This window comes from Luteococcus sediminum (assembly GCF_054783495.1).
In genome coordinates, this window is sequence record NZ_BAAGQL010000020.1 from 16,318 (window position 1) to 43,223 (window position 26,906).

20 protein-coding genes and 1 pseudogene are annotated in these 26,906 nt (G+C 67.9%); 12 read left to right on the forward strand and 9 right to left on the reverse strand.

The genetic code is table 11. The features are described from left to right. Window positions 1-13: 13 nt before the first annotated feature. The 3 genes from ACYVKA_RS11340 to ACYVKA_RS11350 all read right to left on the reverse strand — a co-directional run bounded on the left by ACYVKA_RS11340 (window position 14) and on the right by ACYVKA_RS11350 (window position 8,169). Window positions 14-3,916: a Pls/PosA family non-ribosomal peptide synthetase gene (locus tag ACYVKA_RS11340; RefSeq protein WP_460705504.1), complete on the reverse strand. Its 3,903-nt coding sequence runs from the start codon at window positions 3,914-3,916 to the stop codon at window positions 14-16. Between the two features lie 83 nt (window positions 3,917-3,999). Next, complete coding sequence (locus ACYVKA_RS11345; RefSeq protein ID WP_460705506.1) at window positions 4,000-4,731, reverse strand: hypothetical protein; 732 nt, start codon at window positions 4,729-4,731, stop codon at window positions 4,000-4,002. 2,145 nt (window positions 4,732-6,876) lie between these two features. Beyond that, the gene (locus tag ACYVKA_RS11350; protein ID WP_460705508.1) at window positions 6,877-8,169 is read right to left on the reverse strand and encodes a M16 family metallopeptidase; all 1,293 of its coding nucleotides are present in this window, start codon (window positions 8,167-8,169) and stop codon (window positions 6,877-6,879) included. 140 nt (window positions 8,170-8,309) lie between these two features. On the opposite strand from ACYVKA_RS11350, the gene ACYVKA_RS11355 reads away from it, so the two are divergent. Continuing rightward, complete coding sequence (locus ACYVKA_RS11355; RefSeq protein WP_460705510.1) at window positions 8,310-8,495, forward strand: hypothetical protein; 186 nt, start codon at window positions 8,310-8,312, stop codon at window positions 8,493-8,495. Window positions 8,496-8,794: 299 nt separating this feature from the next. Here ACYVKA_RS11355 and ACYVKA_RS11360 read toward each other — a convergent pair whose 3' ends face one another. Both ACYVKA_RS11360 and rpsO read right to left on the reverse strand, forming a co-directional pair. Then, on the reverse strand, window positions 8,795-11,002 hold the full coding sequence (locus tag ACYVKA_RS11360; protein WP_460705512.1) for a polyribonucleotide nucleotidyltransferase: 2,208 nt from the start codon (window positions 11,000-11,002) through the stop codon (window positions 8,795-8,797). A 339-nt stretch (window positions 11,003-11,341) separates the two neighbouring features. Then, complete coding sequence (gene rpsO / locus ACYVKA_RS11365) at window positions 11,342-11,605, reverse strand: 30S ribosomal protein S15 (protein ID WP_394276507.1); 264 nt, start codon at window positions 11,603-11,605, stop codon at window positions 11,342-11,344. A gap of 283 nt (window positions 11,606-11,888) precedes the next feature. On the opposite strand from rpsO, the gene ACYVKA_RS11370 reads away from it, so the two are divergent. The 7 genes and pseudogenes from ACYVKA_RS11370 (at window position 11,889) to ACYVKA_RS11400 (ending at window position 17,969) form a co-directional block, all read left to right on the forward strand. Next, on the forward strand, window positions 11,889-12,371 hold the full coding sequence (locus tag ACYVKA_RS11370) for a GNAT family N-acetyltransferase (protein WP_460705514.1): 483 nt from the start codon (window positions 11,889-11,891) through the stop codon (window positions 12,369-12,371). A gap of 163 nt (window positions 12,372-12,534) precedes the next feature. Beyond that, window positions 12,535-14,080 (forward strand): annotated as a pseudogene (locus ACYVKA_RS11375) (acyl-CoA carboxylase subunit beta). 9 nt (window positions 14,081-14,089) lie between these two features. Further along, entirely contained in the window at window positions 14,090-14,278 is a 189-nt protein-coding gene (locus ACYVKA_RS11380; RefSeq protein WP_460705516.1) for an OadG family transporter subunit, read from the forward strand. Between the two features lie 169 nt (window positions 14,279-14,447). Further along, window positions 14,448-14,954 carry an acyl-CoA carboxylase biotin carboxyl carrier protein subunit gene (locus ACYVKA_RS11385; protein ID WP_460705518.1) on the forward strand — a complete coding sequence of 169 codons (507 nt, stop codon included), beginning with the start codon at window positions 14,448-14,450 and terminating at the stop codon, window positions 14,952-14,954. Then, a complete protein-coding gene (locus ACYVKA_RS11390; protein ID WP_460705520.1) occupies window positions 14,951-16,105 on the forward strand; it encodes a sodium ion-translocating decarboxylase subunit beta in 1,155 nt (384 codons plus the stop codon). Before ACYVKA_RS11385 ends, ACYVKA_RS11390 begins: the two co-directional genes overlap by 4 nt. 311 nt (window positions 16,106-16,416) lie before the next feature. After that, complete coding sequence (locus tag ACYVKA_RS11395) at window positions 16,417-16,887, forward strand: hypothetical protein (protein WP_460705522.1); 471 nt, start codon at window positions 16,417-16,419, stop codon at window positions 16,885-16,887. After that, entirely contained in the window at window positions 16,887-17,969 is a 1,083-nt protein-coding gene (locus ACYVKA_RS11400) for an SLC13 family permease (RefSeq protein WP_460705556.1), read from the forward strand. The genes ACYVKA_RS11395 and ACYVKA_RS11400 overlap by 1 nt, the downstream gene beginning before the upstream one ends. 33 nt (window positions 17,970-18,002) lie before the next feature. On the opposite strand, the gene ACYVKA_RS11405 is transcribed toward ACYVKA_RS11400, so the two are convergent. Next, on the reverse strand, window positions 18,003-18,899 hold the full coding sequence (locus tag ACYVKA_RS11405; RefSeq protein WP_394276514.1) for a bifunctional riboflavin kinase/FAD synthetase: 897 nt from the start codon (window positions 18,897-18,899) through the stop codon (window positions 18,003-18,005). Between the two features lie 116 nt (window positions 18,900-19,015). Between ACYVKA_RS11405 and ACYVKA_RS11410 the strand changes: the two genes are divergently transcribed. Both ACYVKA_RS11410 and ACYVKA_RS11415 read left to right on the forward strand, forming a co-directional pair. Continuing rightward, window positions 19,016-19,678 (forward strand): AzlC family ABC transporter permease, encoded by a 663-nt coding sequence (locus ACYVKA_RS11410; protein WP_394276515.1) that lies wholly within the window; start codon window positions 19,016-19,018, stop codon window positions 19,676-19,678. Further along, window positions 19,675-19,986 (forward strand): AzlD domain-containing protein, encoded by a 312-nt coding sequence (locus ACYVKA_RS11415; protein WP_394276516.1) that lies wholly within the window; start codon window positions 19,675-19,677, stop codon window positions 19,984-19,986. The genes ACYVKA_RS11410 and ACYVKA_RS11415 overlap by 4 nt, the downstream gene beginning before the upstream one ends. Before the next feature lie 7 nt (window positions 19,987-19,993). On the opposite strand, the gene truB is transcribed toward ACYVKA_RS11415, so the two are convergent. Beyond that, the gene (truB, locus tag ACYVKA_RS11420) at window positions 19,994-20,881 is read right to left on the reverse strand and encodes a tRNA pseudouridine(55) synthase TruB (protein WP_460705524.1); all 888 of its coding nucleotides are present in this window, start codon (window positions 20,879-20,881) and stop codon (window positions 19,994-19,996) included. Window positions 20,882-21,144: 263 nt separating this feature from the next. Between truB and ACYVKA_RS11425 the strand changes: the two genes are divergently transcribed. Both ACYVKA_RS11425 and ACYVKA_RS11430 read left to right on the forward strand, forming a co-directional pair. Next, complete coding sequence (locus tag ACYVKA_RS11425; RefSeq protein WP_394276518.1) at window positions 21,145-21,558, forward strand: DUF485 domain-containing protein; 414 nt, start codon at window positions 21,145-21,147, stop codon at window positions 21,556-21,558. Continuing rightward, the gene (locus ACYVKA_RS11430; RefSeq protein ID WP_394276519.1) at window positions 21,555-23,168 is read left to right on the forward strand and encodes a solute symporter family protein; all 1,614 of its coding nucleotides are present in this window, start codon (window positions 21,555-21,557) and stop codon (window positions 23,166-23,168) included. Before ACYVKA_RS11425 ends, ACYVKA_RS11430 begins: the two co-directional genes overlap by 4 nt. Before the next feature lie 80 nt (window positions 23,169-23,248). Here ACYVKA_RS11430 and rbfA read toward each other — a convergent pair whose 3' ends face one another. Both rbfA and infB read right to left on the reverse strand, forming a co-directional pair. After that, window positions 23,249-23,674: a 30S ribosome-binding factor RbfA gene (gene rbfA, locus ACYVKA_RS11435; protein ID WP_460705526.1), complete on the reverse strand. Its 426-nt coding sequence runs from the start codon at window positions 23,672-23,674 to the stop codon at window positions 23,249-23,251. Between the two features lie 169 nt (window positions 23,675-23,843). Then, entirely contained in the window at window positions 23,844-26,885 is a 3,042-nt protein-coding gene (gene infB / locus ACYVKA_RS11440) for a translation initiation factor IF-2 (protein ID WP_460705528.1), read from the reverse strand. Window positions 26,886-26,906: the final 21 nt, after the last annotated feature.

The window sequence follows — 26,906 nt, forward strand, 5'->3', positions numbered from 1 at the left end:
GGGCCGGTCCAGCCTAGGGCCTAGGTGCCTCGGGCTCGTCCTCCACCCACGGGCCGATCGGGTTGCCACCCCACCGGGTGCGCTCGGGCAGCGACTCGCCGCGCATCACCAGCGAGCCCGGCCCGACCGTGGCGTGCGCGCCGATGTGGGCCGCGGGCAGCACCACCGAGTTGGGGCCGAGCGTCGCGCCGGCGTCCAGGGTGACCCGGTCGGTGGCCAGGATGCGGTCGTGGAAGAGATGGGTCTGCACCACGCAGCCACGGTTGACGGTGGCGCCATCGCCCAGTGCCACCAGGTCGTGCTCCGGTAGCCAGTAGGTCTCGCACCACACACCGCGTCCGATCCGGGCCCCCATCAGGCGGAAGTAGCCGTTGAGCATCGAGGTTCCGGGCACGTGGCGCAGGAACCACGGCATGGCGACGGACTCGACGAAGGCATCGGCCAGCTCGCCGCGCCAGACCGCGGCCGACCACAGCGGGTGCTCGTCGACCTTCCACCGGCCCACCAGCAGCCACTTGGCCGCGGCCGCCAGCAGCACCGCGACCCAGCCGCACAACACCAGCACCAGGCCCGATCCGGCGGCAGCCACCCACCAGCCGAAGCGCTCCACCAGCAGCGCCAGCAGCCCGACGCACAGCAGCCCGATGGCCAGGTGGGCGAGCAGCGCCAGCACCCGGCAACTCTCGACCAGGCCGCGCCGCCACCGCAACCGGCGGCTGGGGGCGCTGGTGCGGGAGCTGTCCGAGACTTGCGCGGTGCGGCGCAACTTCTCGGGCGGCGAGCCCACCCAGGAGGCGCCCGCCTTGGCCTTCTTGCGTCGCGGCGCGGCCGAGAGCACCGCCACCAGTGAGCCCTTGGGCACCTTGCGGCCCGGCGCCGTCATGCCGGAGTTGCCGACGAAGGCGCCCTTGCCGATCTTGACCCGCTCGATGCGCAGCCAGCCTCCGCCCAGCTCGTAGCCCCCGATCAGGGTGTCATCGGCCAGGAAGGAGCCGGCACCCACCGTGGTGAGTGCGGGGATCATCAGCACCGTGGAGGCCTCGGCATCCTTGCCCACCTTGGCGCCCAGCGCCCGCAGCCACCAGGTGGTGGCCGCGCCGGCGTAGAGGGGGAAGAGCCAGGTGCGGGCCTCGTCCATCACGCGCAGCGTCGCCCACGCCTGGAAGGCCTGGCGACCCTGCACCGGGTGGTGGCCTCCCTCCAGGCCGATCCCCAGCAGCCGGACCACGACGAGCACCAGCAGCACCAGCGTCGCGTAGCCGGCCAGACCGGCCAGCGGCAGCCACAGCGCCGCGGTCGTCAGCGCGTCGCGAATCCCGGTGGTGGCGGCGACGGGACGCCACAGCACGGCCGCACCGGCCGCCATGGCCAACACCGGCAGCGAGGAGATCGCCGCACCGGCAGTGCCGTAGATCCAGGTCCACCAGGGACGCGACGGGGGCTGCTCCTCCCACGGGCCGCGGGCCCGTCCGATCGGGACCGCAGGCGAACCCGACCAGCGCTCACCGGCCGGGACGTCGTGCAGCACCGTCGATCCGGGCGCCACCTCCGCCTCGGGCCCCAGGCGGACGCCGCCGAAGATGGTGGAGCGGGCGCCGACACGGGCGCCGGCACCCACCTCGATGCGTCCCAGGTGCACGGTCGCCCCGTCGATCCAGTGCCCACTGAGGTCCACCTCGGGCTCGATGGAGCAGGCCTCCCCCAGGGTGAGGAAACCGGTGACGGGCGGCAGGGCGTGCAGGTCCACGTGCGGTTCGACGCGGCATCCGAGCAACCGGGCATACCAGCGCACCAGACCTGCCCCGCCGATGGTGCCGGCACCGAAGGTGTCGACCAGGCGCTCGGCCAGCCACAGCCGCAGGTGCACCTTGCCGCCGCGCGGGTACTGCCCCGGCGTGATGCCCGCGAGCACCAGCCGTGCCGCACCGGCGGCCACCAGCAGCCGGCCCGGGGCGAAGACCAGCACCGCCCACAGCAACGCCAGCAGCCACCACGGCGCCAGCGGGGCCAAGCTGGCGGGAAGCCCCCACCCGGCAAGGTCGAGCACGCGCGCACCCAGCGCGAGCCAGAAGACCCAACGGAAACCCTGCAGGGTGCGGATCCCCAACAGCGCGGCCACCTGGCCCAGCTGCGTCTTGAGCGGCACCGGGTGCACCTTCTCGTTGCGCCGCCCCGCAGGGGCCTCGAGCTGCGCCAGGCGGGTGGCGAAGGCGCCCAGCGTCTGGTGCTCGTAGACGTCGGCGACGGTTGCCGTCGGGAACTGGGTGCGGACCCGGGCGATGATCTGCGCGGCCGTCAGCGAGCCGCCTCCGAGGTCGAAGAAGTCCTCCTCGGCCGAGGTGGGGCGGCTGCCCAGCACCTCCTGCCAGATGCCGGCCACCCAGTTGGCGCGCTCCCCCAGCTCGGCATTGACCGTGGTGTCCTCGGGCAGCGGCCAGGGCAGCGCGTCGCGGTCGATCTTGCCGCTGGTGCGGGTGGGCAGGTCGTCGACCACCGCCAGCCTCGGCACCATGGCCGCGGGCATGTCGGCGCGCAGCCGCGCCATCGAGCTGGACCGGTCGAAGTGCTCGTCGACGGTGACATAGCCGACGATCAGCGCATTGCCCGAAGCGCTCTTGCGCACCGCCGCCGCGGCACCGACGACCCCGGGCAGCTGCAGCAGCGCGGAGTCGATCTCGCCCAGCTCGATGCGTCGCCCACCGACCTTCACCTGGTCGTCGGCACGGCCGCGAAAGACCAACCCGGCCGGGTCGTTGACCACCACGTCGCCGGAGCGATAGGCGCGCTCCCAGCCCAGGGTGGGCATCGGGGCGTACTTCTCGGCGTCCTTGGCGGGGTCCAGGTAGCGGGCCAGACCGACACCGCCGATGATCAGCTCCCCCTCCTCGCCCTCGGCCACCGGGTTGCCCTCGGCGTCCACCACGGCCAGGTCCCAGCCGTCCAGGGGCAGGCCGATGCGCACCAGCGGGCTGCCGTCGAGTTCCGCGGCGCAGGCCACGACGGTGGCCTCGGTGGGGCCATAGGTGTTCCACACCTCCCGGGTGTCGGTGGCGAAGCGGGCACCGAGCTCGGGCGGGCAGGCCTCGCCACCGACGATCAGCAGCCGCACCCGGTCCATCGCCTCGGTGGGCCACAGGCTGACCAGGGTGGGGACGGTGGACACGACGGTGATCCGGTTGGCCACCAGCCACGGCCCCAGGTCGACGCCGGACTTGACCAGGCTGCGCGGTGCCGGCACCAGGCAGGCTCCGTGCGCCCAGGCAAGCCACATCTCCTCGCAGGAGGCGTCGAAGGCGACGCTGAGACCGGCCATCACCCGGTCGCCGGGCCCGATCGGCTGGCGGGGCAGGAATATGCGGGACTCGGCGTCGACGAAGGCGGCGGCGCTGCGGTGGCTCACCGCCACCCCCTTGGGCTTGCCGGTGGAGCCGGAGGTGAAGATCACCCAGCAGTCGTCCGTGAGCTCCGGTTCGGTGAGCTCGGCGGCCGTCCGGGGCGGTGACAGGCGGCTGGTCACCACGAGGTCTGCGGTGACGATGGCCGCGACGTCGGCCTCGGAGAAGACGGTGCGGGCCCGCTCGTCGGGATCGTCGGCATCGACCGGGACGTAGGCCGACCCGGCGAGCAGGATGCCCATGATGGCGACGTAGAGGTCCGCGGTGCCCGACGGCACCCGCACCCCCACCGTGTCACCGCGGCCGACGCCCAGCGTGGCCAGTTCGGCGGCCACCTCCCCGGCGGCATCGGCGAACTCGTCGTAGGTGAGGACCTGTCCCCCGGCATCCAGCGCCGGCTGGTCCCCGAAGCGCTCACAAACGTCGTCGAAGACCTCCACCAGGGTGCGGGGCGACGGCGCGCGTCGGCCCGCCAGGAACGGGTCGGCGACGGTGGGTTGGGGAGGTTCTGCAGCACTCACCCGGGGGAGTATGCCCAACCCAGGTGAACGATGTCTTTAGGCGCGCCAACCGGCGGATGACATCCCCAGCATGCGAAAACCAATCACCGTGCCACGGCCCACACCAGCAACACCAGCAGCCAGAGCGCCATGGTCGCAACCATAAGCCATTCCTCTCTCCAGCCGACAACTTCCTCCACCTGGGTCAAGAGTTCACTCGGCACGGACTCGACAGCATCCCAAAAATCGGGTTTGGAGTCCGACCACAATTTCACCACACTACCCAGCAAGACAAGGGACGACAGCCCAGCGACTATGGACTGCGATTCCATCAATTGATAGACAGCATCTAGCGAGATACTCCGACCGAACAAAAGCTCGGCCAAGAGCACTGCCGACGCGACGATCACCAGCGCAAGCCAAGCAATCACCCAACCACGAAGCGCCTTTGTCCCTCGAAGGAATTTACCCTTGGTAAGACTCGACGCTGGATTCTGCCTGAGCACAAGGAGTACGCGCATTCTCCTACTAGCCCACATGGATACAACCATCGCGATTACCAGCAGAGTTCCACACACAATCAGACCGATACGCTGATGCTCCAGGCCGGCTAGCACGATTGGAAACCCGACACCAGCCAAGGAGTAACAAACAAATCGCGCCGCCACAGCACTGACCCAGTCATCGCTTCGCCGCATGAACTGCCCAAGACCGACACACAACATTGAGAGCAAGAGAATAGCCGCGTGCCACCAACCAGCCAACGCGACGCCGTCAATACGATTGACGATTAGCGTGACGGAAATATAGATGAACATTAAGAGAATCCCGATCACCTCAAGCCATTTACTTGACCGCGGCCTATCCATGAACATCCTAGACACCAATCCGAAACCAATGAGAAAATCTGCGAAGCCCACGAAAGACCAAGAACCCCGCAAGCGCGACAGGGAACACAGATAACCAAACAACCGCAGTCGGTGGTCCCTGAGTTACTGACACCGAACTGCAAACCAAGACCATCCAACCTAGAAGCACCGCAGAAAACAACGAAGTGATTCTATAGCCAGAAAACAACAGCGTTCCGACCACCATGATCACGACTGCCTCTACGCGCGCCAGCGCCGCGAAAGCAAGATCCCCATGCAATCGAAGGATTATCGAGCACAGGCCAAGCAGTGCAGCATGAGACAGCACAAGCCAAGAGAATCTCCTCCCTGCAACCCCCGGCGCTCGCCCTCTCATCAATGCTATACGCTCCAATACTGCATCTGGCCATGGCGACAGCGAAAGCAGGCTAGCCTGTTGACGCCTTTCAACGGCGACGAGAACAGCGGAAGAAACTACCATATAGATAGCCATCACAGGAGCAATAGATTCCAAAATTTGAGTCAGCGTCAGCTGATACACAAAGAGACCAGTCCAAATTGCCGGCGCCGCCAAGCTGATCAGCAAGGAATACCTGAACGTACGTCTTCTGGTTGCCCCCCACCACAATCCATTAACTAGATCGTCCCGAGCGGTCACCTTACCTGGCTTTCGCACACTATCGAGAATCAATTCAGATACCAAGTGGGGAGCCACACTACTTGATCGAAAATAGGACATGTGATCCAAGATTGGATTACCACCAACCGAGATATTGGCAGTATTGACTTTGACGGGGAGACTAGGCCAGAGAACCCTACCCACCACGTCATGGGGTGATGTGAGGTCCGTCCAACGAACTGCGTCGATCCACGGCACCGAGAGCGAGATACTAGCCCTCCCCAAGAAAGCTCGAAGCCCAAGTGCAAGGCAAATGGAAACAACAACAGTCAGGAGAACGAACCACCATCCATGCCGCAACAGCATACCTGACCATGGCAGTGACTCTCGGAGAAGAGTCACAATCTCAACGTCAATCTGAGGTGGGACCTCATAGGGGGAATACAATGTCGAACTAATTAGTTGAAGTAGCTGAACCATCTGCCGTTGAGCCCCATCCGTAACGCGGAGATCCACTGCGAGGCTCAGCAAAATTCCCGGTACAAGCGCTACCAAAAAGCCAAGCCAAGCGAGAGCCAGACGCCGCGTGTCAGCTGACACTTCGCGCAACAGCGAAATCGGCGCAACACCAGAGCCCATGGACACGAAGTGAATCCTGTCAACTTGTTTGATAGGCATGTCATTCAGCACGTCAAAGCAAACCATCCCACCTTGACTGTGTCCGACCAATATAACTTGGCGGGATTCCGCCAATGCCTCCTCCACCTCATTCCGGACTCTATCTAAAATGCTCTGATATTGCGGAAGGCGCCGTGCAGCCACCATCACATGGCCAGCCCAGTTGAATCTGCGCGTCAGAAGCAACATGCCAAGGAGGCCGCATAAAAGCCACGCGGCCATAGGTTGACTTCTACCGACAGCCAATACACCTGATGCCAGAAATATGGCAGTGACGACCCGTCCGAAGAGCCGCATAGCAAGGGCCACCTCCGGCTCGGCCAGAAGGGCATCTGGTGATTTCGGGAGAATTCTCCACAGAATTGAACCCCTCGGCATTGGCTCAACCAGAGCGGAAATTCCATTCCTGTCACGATGGTCGAATGCAAGGAGGAGCAGCACTACGGGAAATACTCTCAGGAGCCAGGCGCACGTTACCAGCGGAGCTGGTCGCTGAAATTGATTTGCCCAGTGTGCTTCACGAAATATCACTGCGCGCGAATTCTTCTTACTCCTCTTGCGAGAGACAATGAAACTTCTCTCGGCCTTCTCGGACGGCACTTCCGCGAAGGCGAGGTCACGTCCGTCCGCCACCTGTTCCATCGCTCGCGAAACGACGTCCCCCCAGCGTTTGAGCGAAGCACCTGGCCGCTGGTTGCCAATCCCGTGTACAAAGAGGAGAGTGACTGAACTAGTCGGCCCCGGCGCGGACTTGGTCATCTTGTCTCCCCATGTAGGTCGGTATCACAGGCCCCCAGGCACAGGGTAACCGGTACTCACCGGGCCTGGAGGCGCCACCGCGTACGCAGCCGGTGAGCAGCGCCGCGGGGAGCGGCCGCCCCCGCCATGCTGACCACCGGGGCGGGCGCCAGGACCTCGCGGGCCAGGGCGTTGACCTCGTCGAGTGTCACCGCGGCGTAGGCGTCGAGCAGCTCGGCGATGGTGCGCCGCTCCCCCGTCAACTCGGCGCTGCCCAGGCGGCTCATCCGGGCCGACGGGTTCTCGTAGTGCAGGATGCTCTGGCCCACCAGTTGCCCCTTGGCCGCCGCGAGCTCCTCGGCGGTGATGCCGTGCTCACGCACCTCGGCCACGATGTCTCGCACCACCTGCATGATCTCGGCGGTGCGCTCGGGAAGCGCCTGCCAGTCGATGGTCATCAGGCCCGCATCGGTCCAGGCCGCCTCACTGCAGTCGATGGTGTAGGCCAGTGCGCGGCGCTCCCGCACCTCGAGGAAGAGCCTCGAGCTCATGCCGCCACCCAAGGCGACGGCCAGCAGCGCCAGTGCCTCACGCCGGGGGTCCAGGGCACCGAAGGTGCCGAATCCCAGCACCACCGAGGTCTGGGCAAGGTCATTGGAGCGCACCCTCACCGGGGAGAGCACCGTAGGTCGGGCAGGCTCGCGCTCGAGGCTCGACTGCGCGAACGCGAGGGAGCTGTCGAAGCCGGACAGGCGCCGGCACAGCTCCTCGTGGTCCACGGCACCGACAGCGGCCACGACGATCCGGTCGCTGGTATAGCTGCGACGCCAGTAGTCACGCACTCGTTGGGTGCTCATCCGGCGGATGGAGGTGGACGAGCCGATCACCAGCGGCGCCAGCCGGGTGCCGGCGAACAGGGCGTCGATGGCGGCCTCGACCGCCACCTCGGAGGGGTCGTCGGCGTGCATGGCGATCTCGTCGAGGATCACTCCGCGCTCGGCACCGACGTCGACGGGCCGCAGCAGGGAGTTTGCGAGCATGTCGCAGAAGACGTCGACCGTCGCCCCGGCCTGCTCGCTCAGCACCCTGGCGTGGAAGCAGGTGTACTCGCGGGTGGTGTAGGCGTTGAGGTCGCCGCCGAAGTTCTCCACCTGCGCCGAGATCTGCTCCGCGGTGCGGGTCGGGGTGCCCTTGAAGAGCACGTGCTCCAGGAAGTGGCTGGCGCCGTGCTCACCGGGCTGCTCGTCGCGGGAACCGGCGGCCACGAGAAAACCGACGTCGAAGGCGCGTGATCCAGGTACCTGCTCGGTCACGACGCGCAGACCGCCCGGCAGCGACGAGCGACGGGCAGCAGGAGCAGAATCGGCCATCGGACCAGCCTAGCCGCGATCCCCGGTCGATCCTTCACACCGGTGGGCTGGTCTGGGGCCAGGTGTGCACCAGGACATTGGACGGCCAGCCGGACCCCGCCAGAATGGGCAGGAAATCCGTCGAGCTGCAGAGGAAACTGGTGACCATGGGCATGGCCGGACTCCGAAGGCCGTCCCTCGTGGTCCTGGCGGCCCTTGTCTGCACGACCGCAGGCTGCACCGTCCACGAAGCCGCGACGACGAAGCACATGGACATCTACCTGGCCCAGTTCGAGAAGCACCCTGACCAGTCCTGGCCCTACCTCGACGCAAGGATCGCCACGTAGGAGAACTGCCCAGAGGCACAGTGCATCCAGGCGGCCAGGAACCAGTGGATCACCATCCTCAAGTTCGAGTCGACCGACCAGGCCAATTCCTACGCAGCACAGTGCGACTGCGAGACCATGGACCGCCTGGCGGTTCGCTTCGATGGCGAGAAGCTCCCAGCCGAGACCCGGGCCGAGATCATGAACAGTCTCGGGCAGATCAACGCCGACAGCGCTGACTGAGCAGCGCCGCAAAAGCTCTGGACGAACAAAGACGCCGCCCGCCGGGAATTCCCGGCGGGCGGCGTACTTCTGTCAGGTCACTCGGCAGCAGGAGCCTCTTCGGCCTCGGCGGCCGTCTCCTCGACCACGGGGACGAGCGAGAGCTTGCCGCGCTCGTCGACCTCATTGATCTCCACCTGCAGCTTCTGGCCAACGCTCAGCACGTCCTCGACGGACTCGACGCGCTGGTTGTTGTTCAGCGGCTTCAGCTTGCTGATGTGCAGCAGGCCGTCCTTGCCGGGCAGCAGCGAGACGAAGGCGCCGAAGGCGGTCAGCTTGACCACGGTGCCCAGGTAACGCTCGCCCTTCTCCGGCATGGTCGGGTTGGCGATCGAGTTGATCATGGCCCGGGCAGCCTCGGCGGAGGTCCCGTTGTCGGCTCCGATGTAGATGGTGCCGTCGTCCTCGATGGAGATGTTCGCGCCGGTCTCGTCCTGCATCTGGTTGATCATCTTGCCCTTCGGGCCGATCACCTCGCCGATCTTGTCGACGGGGATCTTCACCGTGATGATGCGGGGGGCGTACTCGTTCATCTCGTCGGGGCCGTCGATGGCCTCGGCCATCACCTCGAGGATGGTGTGACGGGCCTCGCGGGCCTGCAGCAGCGCGGCGGCCAGCACGTCGGCGGGGATTCCGTTGAGCTTGGTGTCGAGCTGCAGGGCGGTGACGAACTCGGAGGTACCGGTGACCTTGAAGTCCATGTCACCCAGCGCGTCCTCGGCACCCAGGATGTCGGTGAGGGCGACGTACTGCACCTGGCCGTCGACCTCCTCGCTCATCAGGCCCATGGCGATGCCGGCCACGGGGGCCTTCAGCGGCACGCCGGCATTGAGCAGCGCCATGGTGGAGGCGCAGACCGAACCCATCGAGGTGGAGCCGTTGGAGCCCAGCGCCTCGGAGACCTGGCGGATCGCGTAGGGGAACTCCTGGCGCGGCGGGATCACGGGCACCAGGGCGCGCTCGGCGAGCGCACCGTGGCCGATCTCGCGACGCTTGGGCGAACCCACACGGCCGGTCTCGCCGGTCGAGTACGGCGGGAAGTTGTAGTTGTGCATGTAGCGCTTGGTGCGCTCGGGGCTCAGCGTGTCGAGCTTCTGCTCCATGTCGAGCATGTTCAGGGTGGTGACGCCCAGGATCTGGGTCTCGCCACGCTGGAACAGGGCCGAGCCGTGCACGCGCGGGATCACGCCGACCTCGGCCGACAGGGTGCGGATGTCGCGCACGCCACGGCCGTCGATGCGGACCTTCTCGGTGAGCGTGCGGTGGCGCACGATCTTCTTGGTCAGGGCCTTGAAGGCGGCCGAGACATCGGTGGGCGCGATCTGCTCATTGGCCTCGGTGACCTGCTGGCGCAGGGCGTGGGTGGCGTCGTCGCGCTCCTGCTTGCCGGCGATGGTCATCGCCTTGGCCAGCTCGTCCTTGATCGACTGCACGGCCTCCCAGGCCTCGTCGCTGTACTCCTTGAAGACCGGGAAGTCGAAGGTCTCCTTGGGCAGCTGGGCGGCCAGCTCGGACTGGGCATCGCACAGCGCCTTGATGAAGGGCTTCGCGGCGTCCAGGCCCTGGGCGACGACCTCCTCGGTAGGGGCGGTGGCGCCGCCGCGCACGAGCTCCCAGGTGGCCTCGGTGCCACCGGCCTCGACCATCATGATGGCGACGTCGCCATCGGGCAGGACCCGGCCGGCCACGGCCATGGAGAAGGTGGCCTGCTCCATCTGGTCGACGCTGGGGAAGCAGACCCACTGGTCACCGATCAGGGCGACGCGCACACCGCCGATCGGGCCCGAGAAGGGCAGCCCGGCGATCTGGGTGGACATCGAGGCGGCGTTGATGGCCACGACGTCGTAGTAGACCTGCGGGTTGAGGGCCATCACGGTGACGACGACCTGGACCTCGTTGCGCAGGCCCTTGACGAAGGACGGGCGCAGCGGGCGGTCGATCAGGCGACAGGCCAGGATGGCGCCCTCCGAGGGGCGGCCCTCACGACGAAAGAAGGAGCCGGGGATGCGTCCCGCGGCGTACATGCGCTCCTCGACGTCGACGGTCAGGGGGAAGAAGTCGATGGACTCACGCGGCGACTTCTGCGCGGTGGTGGCGCTCAGCAGCATGGTGTCGCCGTCCAGGTAGACGGCTGCGGCGCCGTCGGCCTGCTGGGCCAGCACGCCGGCCTCGAAACGGACGGTGTGCTTGCCGAAGGAGCCATTGTCGATGACGGCTTCGGCGAACTTCAGGTCGGGTCCCTCCATGGGGACTCCTTTCTCTTGGTGCAGGTCCACCCACACCCGGGGACAGCCTCGTGCTGTCGACGCGGCCTGCTGCCGGTCTTCGATCGAGGCCCACGGGGCGACGCACTCCTTGGGAGGGCGACCCGAGGGCCACTACCGAGGACCAGACGAGCGGGGCTCGGTGGTCTGGGTGGCCTGCGCAGGGGCAGTACGTGTTCAGTTCTTGCTGCGGGCCCGTGGGCCCATGGCCCCCAGCCTAGCGACCGCCCCCGACGAAAGGGGGCCGACGCGAGGACGCGGGGCCGGATGCACTGAGGGGGAGCGACCCGTCGGGCCACTCCCCCTCGATGACGTCTGCGATCAGCGGCGCAGGCCCAGACGGGCAATCAGCGCACGGTAGTGCTCGACATCGTTCTTCATGACGTAGTTCAGCAGACGGCGGCGCTGGCCGACCATCAGCATCAGGCCGCGACGGCTGTGGTGGTCACCCTTGTGCTGCTTCAGGTGCTCGGTGAGGTGGGAGATGCGCTTGGTCAGCAGCGCGATCTGCACGTCGGGGGAGCCGGTGTCGCCCGGGTGGGTCGCGTACTCTTCGACGATCTTCTTCTTCTGGGCAGCGTCCATGACGATGCTCCTCCTTCGGTTTCCCGTTGCGCGGCGCCCCTGGTGCCCGGTACCACTGGTACTGGACTCCGGCACGTCTGGTGCCTGTGGAGCTCTTGCTGGGCCGCGGCCGACATGACGGCAGTCAGCCACTGTACCAGTCCGGTGCTCCCCCGCCCCAATTCCGGTCCCCCGGGTCGCAGCTCCGTGCCGGATGGGCTGGGCCCAACTACCCTGTGACACAGGAGAATCCGTCTTCGCAACCCGCCACGCACCGGTCGTGGCACCCCCAGGAGGAGCTGTCATGAGCGAAATCACCGCACGCCGAGCCGAGGAACGCGACCTGGAAGGGCTGCGCACGAACCAGCCACGCCCCGAGATCGACCTGGTGGGAAGGCGCTACCAGGAGATGCAGGACGGAACCGGCATCTACGCCGTCGTCGAGCTGGACGGCAAGGTCGTCGGCAGCGGCTTCCTCGACTACGTCGACGAGGAACTGCAGCCCGAGATCAAGAACCTGTGGATCTACCCCGAGCACCGCCGCGCCGGTGCCGCCCACACCCTGTGGACCTGGCTGGAGGAGCAGGCCCGCGAGGCCGGCCACGAGAAGGTCTACCTGTCGGTCTCGCCCGACAATGCCAAGGCGATCTCGCTGTTCCTGCAGCTGGGTTATGCCCCCACCGGGAACCACCTGGTCATCGAGAACCCCGAGGAGCACGTGGTTGCCGATCCCGACCAGATCAGCAACCACTACGCGATCTATCGCAAGTCGCTGCGCGCCTACTGATCCGGCAGGCTGCGGCCTGCACCTGCATGCCACTTGCGGAAGGGCGGTGTGAGCTGTTCCACAACAGCGCACACCGCCCTTCCGCCTGTCAGCAGGGAGGTCTAGCGTTGGAGCCGGCCCGGGACCACAGACCAGGAATCCCGGGCAATCAGGAGACGAGGCAATGACGCAGCGACTCGAGGCCCTTCGCCGGATGCGCGAACAGGCCCTCGCCGGAGGCGGTCCAGACAGGATCGACGCCCAGCACGCCAAGGGGAAGATGACCGCCCGGGAGCGGCTCTCCTTCCTGCTGGACGAGGCCTCCTTCCAGGAACTCGGCGCACTGGCGACCCACAACACCACCGACTTCGGCATGGGGGACAAGCGCTTCCCCGGCGACGGCGTGATCACCGGCTTCGGCAAGATCAACGGCCGGCGGGTGGCGGTCTTCGCCCAGGACTTCACCGTCCTGGGGGGCTCCTTCAGCGAGGTGCAGGCCCAGAAGATCAGCCGGATCCAGGACCTCGCGCTAGAGGCAGGCGTGCCCCCTGGTGGGGCTCAACGACTCGGGGGGCGCCCGCGTCCAGGAGGGCGTGCGCTCCCTGGCCGCCTATGGCGAGGTCTTCTACCGCAATGTGGCCGCATCCGGGGTGATCCCGCAGATCAGCCTGATCATGGGCCCCTGCGCCGGCGGCGCCGTCTACTCCCCCGCACTGACCGACTTCACCGTGATGGTGGAGACGACCTCCAACATGTTCCTGACCGGCCCCGAGGTGATCAAGGCCGTCACTGGCGAGCAGGTCAGTGCCGAGGACCTCGGCGGCTCCTTCGTGCACAACGGACGCTCCGGCGTCGCCCAGCTCAGCGCGGCCAACGAACAGGCAGCCATCGAGATGGTCAAGCGGCTGCTCAGCTACCTGCCGCAGAACAACACCGAGGACGCCCCCTCCATCGTTGGCTATGACTGGCCCGACCGGATGGACGAGATGCTCAATACGATCGTCCCCGAGGACGACACCACCGCCTATGACATGCGGCTGGTGCTGGACAGCATCTTCGACTCCGGTTCGGTGATGCAGGTGCACGAGCAGTGGGCCGCCAATGCCATCTGCGCCTTCGCGCGGCTCGACGGGCACTCGGTGGGCATCATCGCCAACCAGCCGACCGTGATGAGCGGCTGCCTCGACATCGACTCCTCGGACAAGATCAGCCGGCACATCCGCATCTGCGACATGTTCAACATCCCGATCATCACCTTCGTCGACTGCCCCGGCTACCTGCCCGGCGTGCAGCAGGAGTACGCGGGCGTGATCCGGCACGGCGCCAAGGTCATCTACTCCTACTGCCAGGCCACCGTCCCGAAGATGAGCGTGGTGACCCGCAAGGCCATCGGCGGCTCCTATGTGGCCCTCAGCTCGCGGCAGATGGGCAATGACATCGCCTTCGCCTGGCCCACCGCCCAGATCGCGGTGATGGGTGCCGAGGGGGCGGCCCGGCTGCTGAACCGTCGCGAGATCCAGCACGCCGAGGACCCCGCCGCCGTGGAACAGCACTTCGTCGAGGAGTACCGCGAGAAGTTCTTCAATCCCTACCGCGCCGCGGATGTCGGCCAGATCGACGAGGTCATCGAACCCGCCGAGACCCGCCCCCGCCTGATCCGTGCCCTGGAGGTCTTGCGCACCAAGGTGCAGAGCAATGTCCCCAAGAAGCACGGCCTCTTCCCGGTGTAGGTGACTGACATGGAGAACCTTGCCTGGGGACTCGAGATGACCGTGGTGGGCATGGGCGTGGTCTTCGGCCTGCTGGTGCTGCTGATGGGCGTGCTCTTCCTGATGGGGCGGCTCGACAAGGAGCCGGCACCCGCCCAGCCCCTGCCGGCCGGCGACGACCCGCCGCCGCTCGCCCCCCGATTCCACCGCCACCACTGACACGACGGCCGAGGCCGTCCCGGTCGTCGACTTCCTCACCGACGACCTCACCGTCGAACAGGCGGCCCCCGAGACACGAACCCATGCCCCCGGCAGCCAGATCCACACCAGCCGGTGGGTGTCGGTTGGCCGCGGCAGCCAGAACCAGTCCTGGAGAAGGAGGTAGGCCATGCGTCGCTACACCATGTCGATCAATGACGAAGACCACGAGGTGGACGTCGAGGAGGTCACCTCCAACAGCTTCCGCGTGCAGATCGCCGGGCGCACCATCGACGTCAAGCTGCGCGACCACCAGGACCTGGCGGAGGCCATGATCACCCCGAAGGTGGAGGTTGCGCACGGGCACACCATCCTACCCGCCAGCCCCTCCACCGCACCGCGGGTGACCCAGCACACACCCGCACCGGCCCCGGCCCCGAGCGCTGCCGTCCAGGCATCGGCACCCGTGGGTGGAGGAGGCGCGGGCAACATGACGGCCCCGATGCCCGGCGTCGTGCTCTCGGTTTCCGCCAAGCCCGGCCAGAGCGTCAAGCGGGGCGATCCCCTGCTGGTGCTCGAGGCCATGAAGATGAAGAACGAACTGTGCGCGCAGCGTGACGGGACCGTGGCCTCCGTACCGGTCGAGGCCGGCGCCCAGGTGGCCTTCGGGGACGTCCTGGTGGTGTTCGAACCATGACCGGCGCCGCAGCCACCCTGGCGCTGCTGCCACTGGAGTCGACCATCGACCTGCTGATGCGCGGCATCACCAATGTCACCTGGCAGTCGGTGGTGATGATGCTCGTCGGCTGCCTGCTGATCGGCCTGGCGGTGGTCAAGGAGTACGAGCCGCTGCTGCTGTTGCCGATCGGCGCAGGCTGCCTGCTGACCAACCTGCCGCTGTCCCCACTGGTGGGCGACGAGGGCATGCTGACGGTCCTGCGCCACGCCGGCGTCGACAACGAGCTCTTCCCGCTGCTGATCTTCATCGGCATCGGCGCCATCACCGACTTCGGGCCCCTGCTGGAGAACCCGAAGATGGTGCTGCTGGGTGCTGCCGGCCAGTTCGGCATCTTCCTGACGCTGATCCTCGCGGCACTGCTCGGCTTCAGCCGCAACGAGGCCGCCAGCATCGGCATCATCGGCGCCATCGACGGCCCCACCTCGATCTATGTGAGCCGTCAGTTGGCGCCGCAGCTGTTGGCCCCGATCACGGTGGCGGCCTATTCGTACATGTCGCTGGTCCCGATCATCATGCCGCCGATCATGCGGGCGTTGACCACCGAGAAGGAACGCGCCATCCGGATGCCCTACTCGCAGCGCGTGATCAGCAAGCGCACCCGCGTGCTCTTCCCGATCGTGGTGACGGTCGTGGTCGGTGTCCTGGTTCCCTTCGCCACGCCGCTGATCGGCATGTTGATGTTCGGCAACCTGATGCTCGAGTCGGGCGTCGTCGAACGCCTGGTGGGGGCCTCGTCGAACGAGATCGCCAATGCCGTGACCCTCTTCCTGGGTCTGGCCATCGGCTCCACGATGGTGGGCTCGTCCTTCCTGAAGATCTCCACCCTGATGATCCTGGTGCTGGGCCTGCTGGCCTTCTGCCTGGACACCGCGGCCGGCGTGCTCTTCGGCAAGCTGCTGAACGTGTTGTCCGGCGGGAAGTTCAACCCGCTGATCGGTGCTGCCGGGATCTCGGCCTTCCCGATGGCGGCACGCGTGGTGCAGAAGGAGGCCTCGCGGGCCGACTTCGAGAACTTCATCCTGATGCACGCGATGGGAGCCAATGCGGCAGGCCAGGTGGCCTCCACCGTCGCCGGCGGCGTGCTGCTGGCCCTGATGGGCACCGCCTGATCCCAGGCCCCGTCGGGCACAACCCGGCTCCTGCGCCACGGCTGCCGTTCGATGGTCACCATCGGACGGCAGCCGTCGCACGTCCGGGCGCCGATGCTGCTGGGTGGGATTTCACACGCCACCAGTTCGTTCATTCGCCGTGGAACTGGACCTCCACGGATGTACCATGGCGGGCAAGATTTCCTCATGACGCCTGAGGGTCCACCCCTCGACGCCCCTGCTCAACGGTGAGTACACCGGCGGACACGAGACGGCTCACGACAGGTGACCCGGCGGCGTCCGCCCAGTCACGGGCAGAGGAGGACGATGGCATGCCCACCGCCCACGATGAACCCGCCCACAGCACCAGCCAGCATCCGCACCCTGACCCGCACGTGGTCATCGTCCCCGACGACATCAGCTCCATCACCGGCCCCCACCCCGACCAGTCCTCCCAGCCCGACCCGGTCACCACCGCCCTCGTCGAGACCGAGACCGCGGTGCCGGATGCCATCGACCACCCCGACCCGGGCCGTCCCCGCCGACGCCGCGGTCTCGCCCTGGCCGGCCTCCCGCTGCTGGCAGCGGCCGGGTCCCTGGTTGCCTTCCCGCCGCCGGCCTTGGCGCACGGACAGTTGCTGGCAATCACACTGCTGGTGTTCATCTTCGGCATCTCGATGTGGCGCGACATCAGCATGGGCGTGGTCGCCTTCCCGGTCGCCTTCATCTCCGGCACCCTCCACTTCGACGTCCCGCCGCCGAGATCAGCAAGGGCTTCCCGGGGGCGCTTGTCACCACGCTGATCGGCGTCACCTACATGTTCGGCGTGGCGCACACCAATGGCACGATCCAGCAGATCGTGCGCTCGCTGGTCAGGCTGATGCAAGGCAAGGTGTCACTGATCCCCTGGGTCTTCTTCATGCTGGCCGCCGCCATCACCGCTTCGGGCGCGCTCTCGCTGGCCACCTATTCCATCCTGATCCCACTGGCGTTGTCCTTCGCCCGCTCCCACAAGGTCAGCCCACTGGTGATGGGCCTGTCGATCCTCAACGGCACCAATGCCGGAGGATTCTCCCCCATCGCCATCCACTGGGTGATCGTCGACAACGTGCTGGTGGACAACGGCATCCACGTCCAGCCGATGCCGGTCTTCTGGTGGACCTTCGTGGTGAACGTGCTGCTCAACATCGGCGCCTGCCTGCTCTACTCGGGACGCAATGGAGACCGCTTGGGCCTCACCCCGACGCGCACCACCGGGGAGGGTCTGGAGGGCAACTCCTCCGTGGACGGCCAGCGCTGGACCTGGCAGCAGCTGCTGACCATGGCGCTGTTCGCGGCCATGGTCGTCGGGGCCGTCTTCTTCCACCTCGACGTGGGCTACACGGCCTTCTGCATCGCCCTGGTGCTCACCGTGATCGACCCCGCCGCCGGCAAGGAGGGCACCAAGGAGATCGGCTGGGGCGTCGTGCTGCTGATTGCCGGCATCGTCACCTTCATCAACATGGTGGAGACCGCCGGGATCGTCACCCTGGTGGCCAACAACGTCGCCCACATCGGCACACCCCTGCTGGCGGCCCTGCTGATGCTGGTCGTGGCGGCCCTCACCTCGGCCTTCGCCTTGACCAATGCCATGTTCGTGGTGCTGGTGCCGCTCGCCGCACCGCTGCTGCTCACCGGGCGGGTGGAGCTGCTCGGCTTCGTCATCGCACTGTGCCTGTCGGCCTCCACCGTGGACTCGAGCCCCTTCTCCACGGCCGGTGCGCTCATGCTGGCCAATACCGGGCAATACCTCTACGACCGGACCATCAAGTGGCTGAAGACCTGGGCCTTCAGCATGATCGTCATCGCGCCGGTGAGCACCTGGCTGGCCTTCCTGGTCCTGTGACCGCCTGCGCGCGACGAGCGGGACCGGCGCAGGTCAGGGCCTGGCGCCCAGCAGTTCGCGGGTCCGCTCGACGTCCTGGGCCATCTGCTCGACCAGGGCCTCGATACCGGTGAAGGTGATCTGCCCGCGCAGCCGGGCGACGAAGTCGACGGCGATCTCGGTGCCGTACAGCTCCAGGTCCGTGCGGTCCAGCACATAGGTCTCGACGCGCCGCTCGAGGCCCTGGAAGGTCGGATTGCTGCCCACCGAGATCGCGGCCGGCATCGGCTGCGCGTCCGGGTCCCCCAGACAGGTCAGCCAGCCGGCGTAGACGCCGTCGAGGGGTGTGGCCATGTCCGGGGCCACCGGCAGGTTGGCCGTCGGGAAGCCGAGCTCGCGTCCGCGCTGGTCGCCCACCACCACAACGCCCTGCACGCGGAAGGGGCGGCCCAGGTGGGTGGCGGCCAGCTCGACGTCGCCGATGGACAATGCCTCGCGCACGGCGGTGGAACAGGTGGTCTGGCCCTCGACGCCCAGCAGGTCCATCGCCTCCACCTGGAAGCGACCGGATCCCAGCTCGCGCAAGGTGTCGACGGTGCCGCCAGCGCGGTAGCCGAAGCGGAAGTTGGTGCCCACCACCACGTGGGAGGGGTCCAGCGGCAGCAGGATCCGCTGGACGAACTCCTCCGGGCTCCAGGTGGACACGTCGCGGGTGAACTGCACCACCCGCACCTCGCTGGCCCCGGCGCGCTTGAGCAGCGCCAGGCGCGTGGGAAGGTCGGTCAGCAGCCGCGGGGCACCCTCGGGGCGCAGCACCTGCATCGGGTGCGGCCAGAAGGTCACCACGACCAAGGGCTCGTCGGGCGCCAAGGAGTGGGCGTGACGCAGCACCTCGACGTGCCCGGAGTGCACCCCGTCGAAATTGCCGATCGCCACCACGTTCGAACCCACGTCGCCACCTCATCCCCGACCAGCCGCACACCGCGTGCAGACTGCGCGACGGAGTCTAGTTCGCCCCATGGACGCAGGTCATGTCGACGCGACGGGCGTGGCAGGCTCGATCCATCATGTCCTCGCCCGCCGTCCGCACCGGACTGTCCATCTCCGTTGCCACGGGGCTGTACGGGATCAGTTTCGGCGCCCTGGCCACCGCGGCGGGCCTGAGCGTGCTGCAGGCGCAGGCACTCAGCCTGCTGATGTTCACCGGCGGCTCCCAGTTCGCCTTCGTCGGGGCGCTGGGTGGTGGCGGCGCGGCTGCCCTGGTCTCGGCCAGCCTGCTGGGCCTGCGCAACATGGTCTACGGCGCGCAGATGAATGCCACCTTCGCCCCCACCGGCTGGCGACGCCTGCTCCAGGCGCACGTCACCATCGACGAGTCCGTCGCCACGGCGGCGGCCCAGGAGTCCCCGCGGGAGCAGTCGCTGGGCTTCTGGACCGCCGGGCTGGGCGTGTTCACCCTGTGGAACCTGTTCACGCTGGTGGGTGCCGTGGCCGGCAACAGCATGGGCGATCCGCGCCAGTGGGGCCTCGACGGTGCCGCGGTGGCTGCCTTCCTGGGCCTGCTGTGGCCGCGGTTGAAGGACCGCCAGGCGGTGGCCGTGGCGGTCGCCTCGGCCTTCGTCACCCTGTTGCTGGTTCCCGTGCTGCCCCAGGGCCTGCCGCTGCTGGTGGCGGCCGCGGTGGCTGCGGCCATGGCGCGGCTGCTCGGCCGCCGCGGGAGGGCCCGATGAGCCTGTGGTCCTGGGTGCTCGCCGCCAGCCTGGTGGCCTTCCTGACCAAGCTGGTCGGCTACCTGCTGCCCCGTCGCTGGCTGGACTCCCCTTCGGTACTGGCCACCATGTCGGCCATGACGGTCGGCCTGCTGGGCTCGCTGGTGGCGCTCAATGCCGTTGCTGCCGGGCAGGAACTCGTGCTGGACGCCCGGCTCGTGGCCCTGGCCGTCGCCGCACTGGCCCTGTGGCGCCGGGTGCCCTTCCTGGGCGTGGTCGTGCTGGGTGCGGCCGCCGCCGCACTGGTCCGGCTGGCCGGCCTGCCCTGAACGGGACTCAGGAGACGACTGCCACCGGGCGGGCCGTCCCGGGGTCCTCGGCGTCCGGCCGGTAGAGGGCCAACAGCTCCCCGTCGGGCGAGAGCACGCCGGTGGGGTTCGACGGGACGGCCAGGCCGTGCAGTGAGCGACCGAAGGAGACATGGCGTGCCTGCTCCTCGTCGAGGGTGACGACGGGGAAGCTCAGCCGGGCCGCCTCGGCCATCGACAGCAGTTCGGGCCGTTCGTCGGACTCCAGGTCCGCCACCGGCAGGTCCACCAGGTTGTAGCTGCCGATCCGGGTGCGGCGCAGGGCGGTGAGGTGGCCGCCCACCCCCAGCACCTCGCCGAGGTCACGGGCCAGGGCCCGGATGTAGGTGCCGGAGCTGCACTCCACCTCGACGTCCACGTCCAGCACCCCGTCACCGGGACGCACGTCGAGGACCTCGTAGTGGCTCACCGTCACCGTGCGCGCCGTGAGCTCTACCTGCTGGCCGTCACGCACCAGCTTGTAGGCCCGCTGGCCGTTGACCTTGATGGCGCTCACCGAGCTGGGCACCTGCTGGATCTCGCCGCGGAAGGCGTCGAGCTGGGCCTCCACGGCAGCCCGGTCCAGCCCCGAGGCATCGGCCGTGGTGGTCAGCTCGCCCTCGGCGTCGTCGGTGGTGGTCGCCTGCCCCAGCCGGATCGTCGCCTCATAGCGCTTGTCGTGCAGGGCCAGGTGTCCCAGCAGGCGGGTGGCGCGGTTCACCCCCACCAGCAGCACGCCGGTGGCCATCGGGTCGAGGGTTCCGGCGTGGCCCACCTTGCGGGTGCCCATCAGCCGGCGGACCCGCCCCACCACCTGGTGGGAGGTCCAGCCCTGGGGCTTGTCGCAGACGAGCAGTCCTGAATCGGCGAAGGTCATGCCCCCATTGTGACCGACCGTTGCCACCGCAGCGTGCCACGATTCGGCACCCTTCCCGCCCGCTGGTGAGAAATTCCACCCAATTGCTTGTGCACTGCTTCACAACATGCCAGTCTCATCGCATCGAGCGCGCGGCACGGCCGTCGGACCCCTGGCTCGATGAGTGCCCTTGCTCACGACCCCGTGCCCGGGGCCCGAGACACCGTTGCACCCACGCATCCATCGCCACGAAGCGATGCGAGCGTGCCCACACAGGAGCTGCCATGACGCACCCCCATACCCATGACGAGGTGGAGGCCCACCTCCCCGAGGACCACTGGCCGCTGCCCGAGCTCAGCCAGGTCGGCCCCGAACCCAGCATCGACGGGATCGACTTCGTGGCCGCCCAGGACTCCGCGGAGTACCGTGAGCTGCGCAAGTCCTTCACCAGCTTTGCCTTCCCCATGGTGGCCACCTTCGTCGGGGTCTACTTCGTCTTCGTGCTCGCCGCCACCTATGCCCCCGAGTTCATGGCCCGCAAGGTGGCCGGCTTCGTGACGATCGGCATCCTGTTCGGGCTGCTCAACTTCGCCACCACCTACCTGGTGACCTTCCTCTACGTCCGTCACGCCAACAAGAACCTCGACCCGCGCGCCGCCCGCCTGCGCACCCGCCTGGAGACGGAGGCCGTCCGATGAACCGCACTCTTCCCCTGCTCGAGACCGTCGGCAACCCGATCCTGAACATCTCGATCTTCGCCCTGTTCGTGATCGGCACCATGGCCGTGGTGATCAAGGTGACCCGCGACTCCGCCAAGAAGTCGACCGACTTCTACACCGGCGGCGGCGCCTTCTCCGGCCGGCAGAACGGCCTGGCCATCACCGGTGACTACCTGTCGGCGGCCGCCTTCCTGGGCGTCACCGGCGCGATCGCCGTCAACGGCTTCGACGGCTTCCTCTACTCCGTGGGCTTCTTCGTTGCCTGGATCATCGCCCTGCTGCTGGTGGCCGAGCCCCTGCGCAACACCGGCAAGTACACGATGGCCGACGTGATGAGCTTCCGGATGAACCAGAAGCCGGTGCGCACCGCGGCTGCTGCCTCCACCCTGACCATCAGTTTCGTCTACCTGCTGGCCCAGATGGCCGGCGCCGGGGGCCTGGTGGCCCTGCTGCTGGGCATCAGCTCCAAGAATGGGCAGAGCCTCGTGATCGCCCTGGTGGGTGCCATCATGATCGTCTACGTGCTCATCGGCGGCATGAAGGGCACCACCTGGGTGCAGATGATCAAGGCCGTGCTGCTGGTCAGCGGTGCAGGGATCATGTTCGCCTGGGTGATGGCCCTGCAGGGCTTCAACCTGTCGACGCTCTTCGGCAGCGCCGTCGCCACCCATCCCAAGGGTGAGCTGATCATGCAGCCGATGCTCCAGTACGGCGCGAACTTCTGGACCAAGCTCTCCTTCGTCTCGCTCGCCCTGGCGCTGGTCGCCGGCCCCTCGGGCCTGCCACACGTGCTGATGCGCTTCTACACCGTCCCCACCGCCCAGGACGCGCGCAAGTCGGCCGTGTGGACCATCGGCCTGGTCGGCATCTTCTTCATCTTCACGCTCGTGCTCGGCTACGGCGCCGCCGCCCTGGTGGGTGCCGAGGCCATCGCCGCCGCCCCGGGCGGTCCGAATGCCGCCGCTCCCCTGCTGGCCCACCACCTGGGCGGCTCGGTCTTCATGGCGATCATCTCGGGCGTGGCCTTCGCCACCATCCTCGCCGTCGTCGCCGGCCTGACGATCACCGCGAGCGCCTCCTTCGCCCACGACATCTACAACAACGTGCTGCACGACGGAGAGGTCGACCCGGCCGACGAGGTGAAGGTGGCCCGCATCACCTCGGTGACCATCGGCATCCTCGCCGTGGTCGGCGGCATCTTCGCCAACGGCCAGAACATCGCCTTCCTGATCTCCCTGGCCTTCGGTGTGGCCGCCTCGGCCAACCTGCCCGCCATCTTGATGACGATGTACTGGCGCCGCTTCAACACCCGCGGTGCGGTCTGGTCCATCTATGCCGGCCTGGGCTCTGCGGTGCTGCTGATCATCTTCTCCACCTCGATCTCCGGCAGCCCGAAGGCCTTCTTCCCCGGGGCTGACTTCGCCCTCACCGAGCTGACCAATCCGACCATCATCAGCCTGCCGCTGGCCTTCGTGGCGGGCATCCTCGGCACCCTGACCGCCAAGGAGAAGGCGGACACCACGCTGCAGGCCGAGATGGAGGTCTGCTCGATGACCGGTATCGGCGCGGGCGGCGCGATCGCCCACTGAGCCCTGACCCTGGACGCACGAGGCCCCCGACACCATCGGTGTCGGGGGCCTCGTGCGTGGTGCGGTGGCAGGGCCGTGTCTCAGGCCTCGTCGTCCTCGTCGTGCTTGTAGGGGTCGGCCTCGCCGGCGAAGGCCTTGCCCTCGCGCTGGCGGGCGACCTCGGCATCCGAGGCCTGGGCCTGGGCGAGCAGGTCCTCGATGGCCCGGGCCGCCTCGGGGGTGGCATCGGGAATGAAGGCGATCGACGGGGCGAAGCGCAGTCCGAGCTTCTTGCCGATGGTGGAGCGGATCAGCCCCTTGGCCGACTCGAGCGCGGCCGCGCTGCCTCCGGTCTCCTCCTCGCTGAACACGGTGTAGAAGATCGTGGCCTCGCGGGAGTCGCCCGTCAGGCGCACGTCGGTGATGGTGACGAAGCCCAGCCGGGGATCCTTGATGCGGCGTTCGAGCATCTCGGCGGTGATCACTTTGATCTGGTCGGCCAGCTTGGCGACGCGGGGATTGGGCATGGGAGGCCCCTTTCGTCAGTGGTGGTGTCAGGACAGCACCGTGGGCGGTGACCAGGAGGTCACCGCCCACGGTACTGGTTCGGCTGGTGGGCGCAGCTGCGAACCGACGAGGATCGCAGCTGCGCGGACCCAGTGGGGTGCAAGGAGGTCGCCCTCCTTGCATCAACGATCAGTCACGCGGCTTCTCGACCATCTCGTAGGTCTCGATGTGGTCACCGATCTGGATGTCGTTGTAGTTCGCAACCGTCAGACCACACTCGAAGCCCTCGCGCACCTCGGAGGCGTCATCCTTCTCACGTCGCAGCGAGGCGATGCTCGTCTCGCGGACCACGACACCGTCGCGGACCAGGCGAGCCTTCGCATTGCGCTTGATGGTGCCGTCGAGCACCATGCAGCCTGCGATGTTGCCGAACTTGGAGCTGCGGAAGATCTCGCGGATTTCCGCGGTACCCATCGCCTTCTCCTCGTAGATCGGCTTGAGCATGCCCTTGAGCGCGGCCTCGATCTCGTCGATCGCGTCGTAGATGACCGAGTAGTACCGGACATCCACGCCCTCCGCGTCAGCCATCTTGGCGGCGTGCGGCGTGGGCCGCACGTTGAAGCCGATGATGACTGCCTTGGAGGCGGCGGCCAGCGAGACATTGGTCTCGGTGATCGCACCGACACCGCGGTCGATGACGCGCAGGTCGACCTCGTCGCCCACGTCGATCTGGGACAGCGCGTCCTCCAGGGCCTCGACGGAACCAGCGCCGTCGCCCTTGAGGATGAGCAGCAGCTCCTGCGTCTCGCCCTTCTCCAGCTGCTCGAAGAGCTGGTCGAGGGTCTTGCGGCGCGAGCCCTTGGCCTGCGCTGCGGCACGCATGCGCGCCTCGCGCTTGTCAGCGATCTGGCGAGCCATCCGGTCGTCGTCGACGACCAGGAAATTGTCACCGGCGCCAGGCACGGAGGTGAGTCCGAGCACCTGGACGGGCATCGACGGGGGCGCCTCGGTGACGGTCTCGCCCTTGTCGTTGATCATGGCACGGACGCGGCCGTGGGCCGAACCGGCCACGATCGAGTCACCCTTCTTCAGGGTTCCGCGCTGGATCAGGACGGTCGCGACCGGGCCACGGCCCTGGTCGAGGTGCGCCTCGATCGCCACGCCCTGGGCGGGCATGTCGGGATTGGCGCGCAGGTCGAGGGCGGCATCGGCGGTGAGCACGATGGCCTCGAGCAGCTCGTCCAGACCGGTGCGCTGCACGGCGGAGACGTCGACGAACATGGTGTCGCCGCCGTACTCCTCGGGCACCAAGCCGTACTCGGTGAGCTGTCCGCGCACCTTGCTCGGGTCCACGCCCTCCTTGTCGACCTTGTTGACCGCGACCACGATCGGCAGCTCGGCCGCCTGGGCGTGGTTGAGCGCCTCGATCGTCTGGGGCATGACGCCGTCATCGGCAGCCACGACGAGCACTGCGATGTCGGTGGCCTTGGCACCACGGGCACGCATGGCCGTGAAGGCCTCGTGACCCGGGGTGTCGATGAAGGTGATCTTGCGATCCTCGTCGTCGACCGTGGTCTCCACCTGGTAGGCACCGATGGCCTGGGTGATGCCGCCAGCCTCGCCGCCCTGCACATTGGCATGGCGCAGCGCATCCAGCAGCTTGGTCTTGCCATGGTCGACGTGACCCATGACGGTGACGGCCGGCGGACGGGGAGCCAGGTCCTCGTCGTCGCCGAGGTCCTCGCCGAACTCCAGGTCGAAGCTCTCCAGCAGCTCGCGGTCCTCGTCCTCGGGCGAGACGACCTCGAGCTTGTAGTTCAGCTCGGCACCCAGCACCTCGAGGGTGTCGTCGGCCACCGACTGGGTGGCGGTGACCATCTCACCGAGGTTGAACAGCACCTGCACCAGCTGCGCCGGCTCGACATTGATCTTCTCGGCGAGGTCGGTCAGCGAGGCACCGCGACGTAGGCGCACGGTCTCGCCATTGCCCTGACGGATGCGCACGCCACCGATCGACGGCGCCTCCATCTCGTTGAACTCTTGCCTGCGCTGCTTCTTGCTCTTGCGCCCGCGACGGGACTGGCCACCGCGACCGAAGGCACCCTGGGTGCCCGAGCCACCGCGACCGCCGCGTCCGCCGCGACCGCCACCGACCGGACCGGTGCCACCGAAGCCGGGACGGCCACCGCCGCCACCGCCGCCACCACCGGGGCGGCCGCGGCCGGGGCCGCCGCCGGGACGACCACCACGGGCAGGAGCACCGACGGCGGCATTCTGCACCTTGGGCATCATCGCGGGATTGGGGCGGGGCATGCCCGAGACGCCACCGGAACCACCGGGACGGGGCATGCGGTTCTCGCCGCCGCCGGCACCACCGGGACGCGCGCCCGGACGGGCACCCGCCGGTGCGCCGGGACGGGGGGCGCCGCCACCCTGGCCCTCGGGACGGGGGCGACGAGCGCCCATGCCCTGGGAGGAGGCGAAGGGATTGTTGCCAGGACGCGGGGCACCACCCGGGCGGGGCGCACCGGGACGCGGGGCACCACCCGGACGCGGGGCGCCACCGGGACGCGGAGCCGCACCCTGGGCGGGGCGACGCGGACCGGGGGTGGCACTGGTGGGCAGGCCTGCCGAGCCACCCGGACGCGGAGCCTGGGCACCGGGACGGGGGGCGGCGGGACGCTGCTGCTCAGGACGCTGCTGCTCGGGGCGCGGTGCCCGGGCCTGCGGCTGGGCCGGCGTGGGCGCATTGGGGGCACTGCCCGGACGGGCACGCTCACCGGGTCGCGCCGAAGGGGTCTTCGGGGCGGCCGGCTGCGCGGCAGCAGGCTGCTCTGGCGCCGGGGCGGCCTCGGCCTGCGACGCGCTGGCCTTGGGCTGCTCGGCGACCGGCTCGGCAGCGGCCGGGGCGCTCGCCTGCGGCTGGGCAGGCTTCTGGGTCGCGGCCGGGCCGGGACGGCCAGCACCGGGGCGGCCCATCTGACCGGGCTTGGGTGCAGCACCGGGACGGGGCCCGGGGGTTGCCACGGGGCCCTGGCCGGAAGTACTGGGAGCGCCATTGCCCTGGGGCTTGCTGCCCTGGATCTGGTCGCGGAGGCGACGCACGACTGGCGCTTCGATGGTTGACGACGCGGACCGGACGAATTCGCCCATGTCCTTCAGCGTCTTGAGGACGTCTTTGCTTTCGAGTCCGAGCTCCTTAGCGAGCTCGTAGACGCGGACCTTTGCCACTACTCTCCTTCAGGTCCGGGT